General features: G+C 68.3%; 8 protein-coding genes. 4 read left to right on the top strand and 4 right to left on the bottom strand.

The window, feature by feature from the left end; genetic code table 11:
• Window positions 1-465: 465 nt before the first annotated feature.
• The 3 genes from WG922_RS07630 to WG922_RS07620 all read right to left on the bottom strand — a co-directional run bounded on the left by WG922_RS07630 (window position 466) and on the right by WG922_RS07620 (window position 3,358).
• On the bottom strand, window positions 466-1,758 hold the full coding sequence (locus WG922_RS07630; protein WP_340281804.1) for a TRAP transporter large permease: 1,293 nt from the start codon (window positions 1,756-1,758) through the stop codon (window positions 466-468).
• Complete coding sequence (locus WG922_RS07625; protein WP_340281803.1) at window positions 1,755-2,240, bottom strand: TRAP transporter small permease; 486 nt, start codon at window positions 2,238-2,240, stop codon at window positions 1,755-1,757. Before WG922_RS07625 ends, WG922_RS07630 begins: the two co-directional genes overlap by 4 nt.
• Window positions 2,241-2,341: 101 nt before the next feature.
• Window positions 2,342-3,358: a TRAP transporter substrate-binding protein gene (locus WG922_RS07620; protein ID WP_340281802.1), complete on the bottom strand. Its 1,017-nt coding sequence runs from the start codon at window positions 3,356-3,358 to the stop codon at window positions 2,342-2,344.
• A 348-nt stretch (window positions 3,359-3,706) separates the two neighbouring features.
• On the opposite strand from WG922_RS07620, the gene WG922_RS07615 reads away from it, so the two are divergent.
• From WG922_RS07615 to WG922_RS07600, 4 genes are all read left to right on the top strand, one after another.
• Complete coding sequence (locus WG922_RS07615; protein WP_340281800.1) at window positions 3,707-4,423, top strand: DUF3348 family protein; 717 nt, start codon at window positions 3,707-3,709, stop codon at window positions 4,421-4,423.
• A 19-nt stretch (window positions 4,424-4,442) separates the two neighbouring features.
• Entirely contained in the window at window positions 4,443-6,632 is a 2,190-nt protein-coding gene (locus tag WG922_RS07610; protein ID WP_340281799.1) for a DUF802 domain-containing protein, read from the top strand.
• Window positions 6,629-7,282 (top strand): OmpA family protein, encoded by a 654-nt coding sequence (locus tag WG922_RS07605; protein ID WP_340281798.1) that lies wholly within the window; start codon window positions 6,629-6,631, stop codon window positions 7,280-7,282. Before WG922_RS07610 ends, WG922_RS07605 begins: the two co-directional genes overlap by 4 nt.
• A gap of 125 nt (window positions 7,283-7,407) precedes the next feature.
• A complete protein-coding gene (locus WG922_RS07600; protein WP_340281797.1) occupies window positions 7,408-8,319 on the top strand; it encodes a DUF2894 domain-containing protein in 912 nt (303 codons plus the stop codon).
• A gap of 3 nt (window positions 8,320-8,322) precedes the next feature.
• Here WG922_RS07600 and WG922_RS07595 read toward each other — a convergent pair whose 3' ends face one another.
• The gene (locus WG922_RS07595) at window positions 8,323-9,147 is read right to left on the bottom strand and encodes a metal-dependent hydrolase (protein WP_340281795.1); all 825 of its coding nucleotides are present in this window, start codon (window positions 9,145-9,147) and stop codon (window positions 8,323-8,325) included.
• Window positions 9,148-9,266: the final 119 nt, after the last annotated feature.

Raw genomic sequence — 9,266 nt, 5'->3', positions numbered from 1 at the left:
GTTCCCGTGTGAAAGTAGGACATCGTCAGGCTATTAATACAGCCCAGAAAGCCCAGCACCACACGTGCTGGGCTTTTTGCTTATGCGCTTTGGTATTTGCTCGCACGAGCATCGTCGCGTGCGCTGCCGGCTGGTTTTTCCGTGTTGGGTGCCTCGGTTTCCCATGCGCTCTATTCCCCGAAGCGCCAGATTGGACCCCGCTAGCAAGTGATCGTGGCAGTTCTGCCCAAATGGACCGCAGCAGAACGCAGCAGAACGCTCACGATCACCAGGCACCGCTGACGCGGCCTCCTGTCGGGGCATCGGCCCCAAACGGTGCCTGAGCTCCGAAGCTTTCTGGGCCCAAGGAGGTCTCGCGTCGCAGCTCGCAACGCAGCAGCAGATAGCGCCCCTCGCTCACAAGCCGCGGCTGCTGCTGCCGGGCTTTCGGCGCTCGCGCGGGAAGTCCCGTCGCAGCTCGTCGCCTCAGTCCACCAGCGAAGGCAGCCATAGGCTGAGCTGGGGAAATGCGATGAGGATTCCCAGTGTCACCACCATGGTCAGGACCAGGGGCCAGCATCCGCGGAAGATCTGTACTAGCGGCACGTCAGGCAACAGCGCGTTCAGGACGAACAAGTTCATGCCGACGGGAGGCGAGATCAGGCCGATCTGCACGATCATCACGATCAGCACCCCGAACCAGAGCGGATCGAAGCCCAGCCCCAGAACGATCGGGAAGAACAGCGGAATCGTGAGCAGCACCATCGTGAGCTCCTCCATGACGGTGCCGAGCACGACGTAGATGGCCATCATTGCCACGATGATCATCGTGGGCGACAGGCCCGACTCGGTGATCCAGCTGCGCAAGTCGCCGGGCAGCGTGGTGAAGTTCACGAAGTTCGCGAACATCGTCGCTGCGATCAGCAGCGTGAAGAGCATGGCAGTGGTGCGCGCGGACTCGACCAGCACCTGGAACAGGACGGGCCAGGTCAGGCGGCCGCGCAGCAGTGCGAACAGGAATGCCCCTGCGGCGCCGAAACCCGCACCTTCCGTGGCCGTGAAGAACCCGCCGTAGATGCCGCCCAGCACCACCACGGCGAGCACCAGCACACCCCAGATACCGCGCAGTGATCGCCACCGCTGCGCCCAGCTGGCGCGCTCGCCCGGGGGGGCGTGCTCCGGATCGCGGGCAGTGATCAGGGTCACCGTTGCCATCAGCATCGCCGCCGAGAGCAGGCCCGGGATCACCCCGGCTGCGAACAGCTTGCCGATATTGGTCTGCGTGATGATTCCGTAGATCACGAGGATCGTGGACGGCGGAATCATGATGCCGAGTGTCCCGCCCGCAGCCATGACCCCCGTGGACAGCGAGTCGCTGTAGCCCAGCTTGCGCATGGACGGGTAGGCCACCTTGCTCATGGTCGCCGCGGTCGCGATGGACGAGCCGCAGATCGCACCGAATCCGGCACAGGCGGCGATCGTGGCGTGGGCAAGGCCGCCACGCAGATGACCGATGAACGCATACGCCGCCTGGAACAATTCGTGCGCGAGCCCGGCGCGCGCGACGAAATTGCCCATGAGGATGAACAGCGGAATGACGGACAAGGTATAGGCGAACCCCGTCTCGTGCACCACCTGGGAGGTGCTCGCCAGCGCAGGCACCCAGCCGCGCGTGAGCCAGACGCCGACGAAGCCGACGAGGCCCATGGCGAAGGCCAGGGGCACGCGCAGCAAGGCGAGCAGGAAGATGGCGGCAAAGCCGATGAGCGATTCGGTCACAGCGCCGTTCCTTCCTGTTCGACCCGGTCAGCGGGATGCTGCGCGACAAGCGCAAGGTGCACCAGCCCGGTGAGCGCGCACAGAACCCCCATTCCGTAGATGAAGGGGTACTTGGGGACCTGCAACTGGGCCGTCGTCTCGCCGAACGCGGCGAAGTCGGCACCCGTCTGCCACATGAGCCAGGCCAGCGCGAGCAGCAACAGCGCGACCAGAACGTTCACGACAACCCACTGCGCGCGGCGGAACCAGGCCGGCAGGTGCGGGTCGAGCGAATCGAACTGCACGTGCTCGCCGCGCAGCGACACCAGCGGCAGTGCCGCGAAGATAACCACCACCATCAGCAGCTCGGTCATCTCCAGCGAACCGGGAATCGAGTTGGACGCGAACTTGCGTCCCAGCACGTCGAAGAAGGTCAGCACCATGATGGCGAAGAGGGCGCAGCCGCACAGCAGGCCGCACAGGAGCTCCAGCAATTTTTTCAACGCTCGTCTTTCGTATCGCGAATCGGGTGCACAAAAAAGCGGCGCACCGGAGTCCCGGTGGCCGCGTGGTTGGGGCCAGGCTGCGGCGCAGCGGCCGGCGCTTACTTGGACTGCTTGGCGATCTCGGCGCGGAAGTCGGCCAGCACCTTGCCGGCGTTCTTCAGGCCCTTGGATTCAGCGTCCTTGGCCCAGCGCTCTTCGAGCGCCGAGGTGCGCGATTTCACGTCGGCCACGAACTTCTGGTCCGCCTTGACGACCTGCACGTTGTTGGCCTGCATGAGGCCCAGCGCGCGGCGATCAACCTTGTCCCAATGGCGGCCGATCAGGCGCGCGGCAACTTCGCCCGAGGCGTCGTCCACCGCCTTTTTCTCGTCCGGGCTGAGCTTGTCGTACTTGGCCGGGTTCATCATGAGCACGAAGGACGTGTTGTACAGGCCCCCGGGGAACATGGTCGCGTGCTTGATCAGCTTGTCCAGCTTGAAGGACTCGATCGATTCGGCCGGGAACAGCGTGCCGTCCATCACGCCGCCGGACAGCAGCTCATACGACTCTGGCGCGGGCTTGAGCGTCACGTTCATGCCCAGCGTCTTCGAGATCTCGTTGACCATGCCACCGCCGACCCGCCACTTCAGCCCCTGCAGGTCCTGCAGCTTGGTGACGGGCGTCTTGGTGTTGAAGACGATGCCGGGCCCGTGCGTGAAGAAGGCCAGCACCTTTACGCCTTCATGTTCCTTCATGAATTCCGGATGCTGCATGGCGACCTTGTTGAAGGCCACCGACATCGGCTCGGCGGCGTCGCCGAGGAAGGGGAATTCGGCCATCTGCGTGAGAACGAAGCGTCCCGGGGTGTAGCCGTGCACCGTGAAGGACACGTCTGCCAGGCCGTTCTTGATGGCATCGAAGGTACCGGGGGGCGCGGCGACCGCGCGGGGCAGGTGGTTGCAGCGGATCTTGTTCTTGCTGTTCTTCTCGACCAGTTCGCACCATTCCTTCTGGGCCACGGTCAAGGCATGGGTCGGCGGAACCCAGCTCGAGGTGGTGAGGACGGTCTGCGCCGAGGCCGGCGCGGCAGCCAGGAAAGCGGCGGTGGCCGAAGCGGCCAACAGACTGCGTTGCATTGCGAGGAACTCCTTGGTTGATGGGGTGACTGTAGGCTGCCGCGGCCCGCGGGGTGGTCATGAATTACCCGCATGCGCAGCAATGCCGAGCGGCCGCAGCCGTCACTCAGCGAGCTTGCGTGGGAAGGGTGTGTGCCTTCCCGCCGTGCGCCACCCGGCGAACTGCGCACACCGGATGCAAAGTAGGACGTTTCTCACAGCCGCGGTGAACAAGCTTGTGGAAAACCGCCGCATAAGCCGGCAGCAGCCGCGCCAGGTCTAGACTCCTGTCGAGCTGCCTGCAAAATCAGCAGCTGGCATCGGAGGATCGCTGCCCCGCACCGGGCCGCGACTACAGGAGAAACGCTAGTGCGCACGAACTTCAGCGCTTCGCGGCTCGTGCGCCTGCTGGACGCGCCGCATCCACATTCGCGCCCGCCGCTGGGCGCCGACTTCGACATCACCGAACGGCTCGGACACTGGGTCAGCGCGTTCGACGCCGTGACGCTCCATGCTTTGCACCAGTCCCTGGCAGCGCTGCCGCGCGGTCGGCTTGCGACGGTGGCTCCAGACGCGCTCGACCAGCTCGAGGCGCAGTTCCGCTCGGTGAGGACGGTGCTGGTCGGCACAGCGGCCGCAGGCCTCGCGATCGCGCAGGAGTCCTGGACGCATGGGGATGCCGCAGGCGCGGCGCAGCGGCCGTCCTTTGCGCCTTTGCGCCGTCACTACCAGGAGCAGCAGCGACAGATGGGACTGAAGATCGACCCGCTGCGTGCCGAGGCGCGGCGCGTCCTCTCGCGTGCCTCGCCCGGCCTGCGGAAACTCGCCATGCTGGACGCCCTGTGGGAGCAGATGCTGGGCGCGCGCGAGCACAAGTCTCTGGCCGTGGTGCCGTCGGTGCTCGAACGCCGCTTTGAAGCCTTGCGCGCCGCGCAGGCCGCCGCAGGCGAACCCGCACAATCCGCCACCTGGTTGCAGGATTTCGCGCACCAGGCGCGTGACGTCCTCGTCGCCGAGATCGACATGCGCCTGCAACCGGTCGCCGGTTTGATCCAGGCCTTGCGCAGTGAATCGAAGACGCAGTGAAGTGAAGAGATCGCAAGCAATGAGCCGATTCGTTTTTGCCGCGGCGTTCGCCGTCGGACTGGTGGCCGTCTCCTGGGTGGGTGCAGGCTTCGTCGGCTCCAGCCCGATCGCGCTGGCCATGACCGTCGTCATTGGCGCGGTGTACCTGCTCGGAGCCTTGGAGTTGCGCCGGTTCCGGGACGACACGGCCCGACTTGGAGCGGCGCTCGGCGCCATCCCGCAACCGTTGACCGCGCTCGGCGACTGGCTCGGGAGCGTCCCCGCATCCCTGCGCGATCCGGTGCGCCTGCGCATCGAAGGCGAACGGGTGGGCCTGCCGGGGCCGGCGCTGACCCCCTACCTCGTAGGCCTGCTGGTGATGCTCGGCATGCTCGGCACGTTCCTGGGGCTGGTCCTGACTTTCCGAGGAGTGGTCCTCGCCTTGCAGGCTTCGGCCGACCTGCAGGCGATCCGCTCGGCGCTCGCCGCTCCGGTGGGCGGCCTCGGGCTCGCGTTCGGCACGTCCGTCGCCGGCGTCGCCGCCTCGGCGGTGCTGGGCCTGCTGTCGGCCATCAGCCGGCGCGAGCGCGCCGCTGTCGCGCGGCTGCTCGAGGCACGCATCGCCGCCGAGCTGCGGCCGTTCTCGCTGGTGCACCAGCGCGAAGAGACCTTGCGTGCCCTGCAGGCGCAGGCCCAGGCACTGCCTGCGCTGGTGGATGCGGTGAAGTCGATGGCGGTCGATCTCGAGCGCCGAAGCGAGCAGCTGCACGAGCGGCTGCGTGGCCAGCAGGAGCAGTTCCACGCCGGTGCCCAGGCGTCCTATGCCGGCCTCGCGACGGAGGTCTCGGGCGCCCTGAAGGACAGTCTCGCTACCAGTGCCCGCATCGCGGGCGAAAGCATCAGGCCGGTGGTCGAGGACGCCATGGCGGCCCTGGTGCGCGAGGCACGCACGTCGCACCAGCAGCAGGCGGAGGCGGCGGCGCGGCAGGTCGATGCGGCCTCGCGGCAGGTCGATGCACTCGCGGTGCGCTTCGGCGCCGCCACAGAGCACGCTGTCGCCCGGTGGACCGCGGCGCTCGAGCAGCAGGCGCATCTCAACGACGCACTGCTCGCGCGGCTCGATGGCAGCCTTGCCGGATTCGCGCAGACCTTCGACGCGCGCTCCGGCGCCCTGGTGGACGCCGTGCAGGAGTCGGCGGCCCGCACCCAGGCCGAGCTCGCCCGCAACGACCAGGAGCGCCAGCGCGCCTGGGTGGGCGCGCTCGAGTCCACCGCAGGCACCCTGGCGAGCGCGTGGCAACGCATGGGCGAGCAGACGCTTGCGCAGCAGCGCGCCACCTGCGACGCGCTGGAGCACACGGCCGCCGAGATCGGCGCGCGCGCGAGCGAGCACGCGAGCCGCACCTCGCAGGCCATCGAGTCCGTGCTGTCCCAGGCGGAGGATCTGATGCGCAGCCGCGCCGACGCGGAGGTGCGCTGGAATGCGCAGCACGCACAACGCATGGACGCCATGGCGGCGCTGTGGCGCAGCGAACTCGCTGCGCTGCGCCATGAAGAAGCGCAGCGCGGGGAGGCCGCGGTCGCACGCCTTGGCGAGCTGCAGGCGGCGCTCGCAAGCCAGCTCGCGCAGCTTGGCGGCGCGATCGAAGCGCCGATGGCGCGACTGATGCACACGGCCGCGGAGGTACCGCAAGCTGCCGCCGAAGTGCTTGCGCAGCTGCGCCAGGAGACGGTCCGCCTCACGGAACGCGACAACGCCGCGCTGCACGAACGCGCCGGCCTGCTGCAGGAGATCGGTGCGCTCGTGCGCAGCCTCGACGCCGCCTGCCAGGATCAGCGCAGCGCGATCGCCTCGCTGGCGGCGTGCGCAACGGGCGTGCTGGATGACGCGAGTGGGCGATTCGCCGGAGCCCTGCAGGCGCAGGCCAGCGCGGCTGCAGATTCCGCGGCCCACATCGCCGGCGGCGCCGTCGAGCTGGCCAGCCTGGGCGAAGCATTCGAACACGGCGTGCGGCTGTTCACCGAGACCAACGAAAAGCTGATCGACGGGCTGCGCCGCATGGAGGCGACGATGGAGCAGTCGATGTCGCGCAGCGACGAACAGCTTGCGTACTACGTTGCGCAGGCGCGTGAGGTGATCGACCTCAGCGTGAGTGCGCAGCAGGGCATCCTGGAAGACCTGCGCCGTCTGCGCATGGAGCCCATCGCGCTGACGGAGGGCGCGGTGTGATCGCCGATTTCGACCGGATAGACGAGGCGCCGGAGCAGGCCGCTTCGGTGTGGGCTGTCTTCGGCGATCTCATGGCCGGTTTGCTGGGTGCCTTCGTGCTCGTGCTGGTGGGTGTGCTGTTCGTCCAGATGGACCTGGTGAGCAGCCTGCAGGCCGAGGTCGCCAAGCGCCGCCAGGAGGAGCAGCGTCGCATGGCGCTCGAGAAGGCCCTCGCCGTGCCGCTGCAGGCCGGGCGCGTCACCCTGCAGGACGGGCGCATCGGCATCAGCGGCAGCGTGCTGTTCGCGCTCAACTCCGACCAGCTTCGCCCCGAAGGCCGGCAGTTGCTCACGAGCCTGGTGCCGCCGCTGCGCGTGTACCTGAGCGAACGTGCGGAGATGCTCATGGTCAGTGGGTTTACCGACGATGCGCGCATCCAGGAGGGCAATCGGCGCTTCGAGGACAACCTGGAGCTTTCGGCGCAGCGCGCCCTGCGCGTGACACGCGCGCTGATCGAGGAAGGCATGCCTTCTTCGCAGGTCTTCGCCGCCGCGTTCGGCGCCGAGCAGCCGGTCGCCTCGAACGCCGACGAACGTGGTCGTGCCCTGAACCGCCGCGTAGAGATGGCTCCGGTGCCCAAGGCCGCGCCGGCGGGTACCCCGAGGCCGTGAGCAGCGACCAAGGTAGCGCGGCCGGCGCAGCGGATTCAAAGCATCCGGCGGAGGATGCTGCCTCGACGCACGCGTTACAGGCGGCGCGAGCGCCATCGACACAAGCCGTACGAGCCGTACAAGCCGTGCAGCCGGTCGCGGCGGTCCAATCGTTGCGGGCAGCAACGGTCGAGGCGGTCGATGTGCCCGGTATGCAGTCTGCGGGGGCTGCGGCGCTCGCGGCAGTGCCGGCGAGTGCAACGAGCGCAGAGCATGCGACTGAACCCAGCTCTCTGCAGGCGCTGCGCGACGTACGAGCGCAGGCGTTCGACCCGGTTCGCTTCCACTACCTCGAAGCCCTGTCCCGGCGCGTGCCGCGCCAGCACCCGGCCGTGCGGCCGATCCTCGAGCGGCGCCTGCAGCAGGCGATCGCCGACTACGCAGCGCGGTTCGCCGAGCGTGCGCGCTGCACGCCCGAGCCGCCGGCCGCCGCGCGCCGCCCCGCCGGCACGCCTGGGGCAGGCGGTTCTGCGTTTCCCACTGCCCCCGCCGAACGAGCCGCACAGTCGCCCGCAGGCGGTACGGCGCCCGGCGTCGTCCGAGCCCCTCGAATCGCCCAACCCACTGCCCGCGCGCACACTGCCCTCGGGCTGCTGAACCTCTACCTGCGCCAGCGCACCGAGGATGCTCCCGCTGCATCGAGCGGCGGGCCTGCGCCGGAGACCGACAGCGTTCATGAGATCCGAAGCGCCCGCCGATTCCGCCAGACCTGGGCGCGCATGGCTGCCGAAGACCAGGTCCGCAACGCGGCGCAGCGCCGTCCTGAGGGCGCCGGTCCGCTCAACTCCCAGGTGCTGGTGCTGCGTTCGCTCGAGTGGATGCGCGAGCTCTCGCCCGACTACCTGCAACGGTTTCTCGAAGTCGCGGACACGCTGCTGTGGCTGGAGCAGGCCGAGCCGACGAAAGCCGCCAGTCGGCCTGGTGCGGGCAAAGCCGCGGGCACCGCGGCCAAAACATCGCCGCGGCGCGGCGCCCGCGCCGGCGGCGGCAGCAGGTAAGGCTCAGCCGGTCGCGCCCACCGGCGTGAACTTCGCGCGATTCGCGTCCAGCCAGTCGCGCGCGCGCCGGTCGTCGTGCTGGCGGGGATGGAAGTCCGCCCGCATGTACTCGCGCCACGGCTTGAACGTCTGGCGCACCAGCCCTCGGCGACCGAAGAAGAAGGCGGCGGCACTGCGCCAGGTCGACCATCGCCAGAGGGTGCCGTCCTGGCGCAGGTTGGAGACCGTCTGGCGCAGCACGTCCGCAACGAAGAACACGCTCACGCGTCGAAACCAGCGCAGGCGCCACGCCTCGTTGCCGCCGAGCGCGCGGTACAGATCGAAAGCCGTACTGCGATGCTCGGACTCTTCGGCGCTGTGCCAGAGCCACAGCGTGGCCAGCCGCGCATCGTCGTCGCCGAGCAGCTCCGGATTGCGCAGCATCCACTCGGCGAAGATCGCGGTGAAGTGCTCGTTGGCGGCCGTGACGGCCAGCCAGTGGCGGATGTCCGCGCCTTTGAACATCCCGAGCCGTTGGCGGGCGCGCGGTTCCCAGTGATTCACCAGCCCCAGCGCTTCGAGGTGCCGGTTGTAGAGGGCGTGCAGGCGACGGTGCGTCGCTTCCTGGCCGATGAAGCCCTGCACCTCCTTGCGAAAGCGTTCCTGGTCCTGCGGCGCGAGCGCCTGCAGGCCGCCGCGCACCGCATCGATGAAGAACTGCTCGCCCACGGGAAAGCTCATGGAAAGGGCGTTGAACAAGGCGCTGCGGAACGCGTCGCCCGCGCACCAGTGCCGGGCGATGGGCTGTTCCATGTCCACCAGGAGGCGGCGCACGACGAGGTCGGTCATGGGGTGGAGGGCGAGCAAAGATGATCTGGACGGTGTCTGCCTGCACCACGGAAACGGCGATGAGGACACCGTGGTACGAAGCGGTACCGATGCTGCGGGATGCTCCTGGTACTGTCAAG

It is taken from the genome of Ramlibacter sp. AN1015, assembly GCF_037726105.1.
In the GTDB taxonomy this organism is placed as follows: Bacteria; Pseudomonadota; Gammaproteobacteria; order Burkholderiales; family Burkholderiaceae_C; genus Ramlibacter.
The sequence above is the reverse complement of the archived record's forward strand: the minus strand, read 5'-3'. Positions and strand labels throughout refer to the sequence as shown.

Coding starts and splice junctions, on each gene's coding strand:
- WG922_RS07595 (WP_340281795.1), bottom strand. CDS start 9,147: ATGACCGACCTCGTCGTGCGCCGCCTCCTGGTGGACATGGAACAGCCC.
- WG922_RS07620 (WP_340281802.1), bottom strand. CDS start 3,358: ATGCAACGCAGTCTGTTGGCCGCTTCGGCCACCGCCGCTTTCCTGGCT.
- WG922_RS07610 (WP_340281799.1), top strand. CDS start 4,443: ATGAGCCGATTCGTTTTTGCCGCGGCGTTCGCCGTCGGACTGGTGGCC.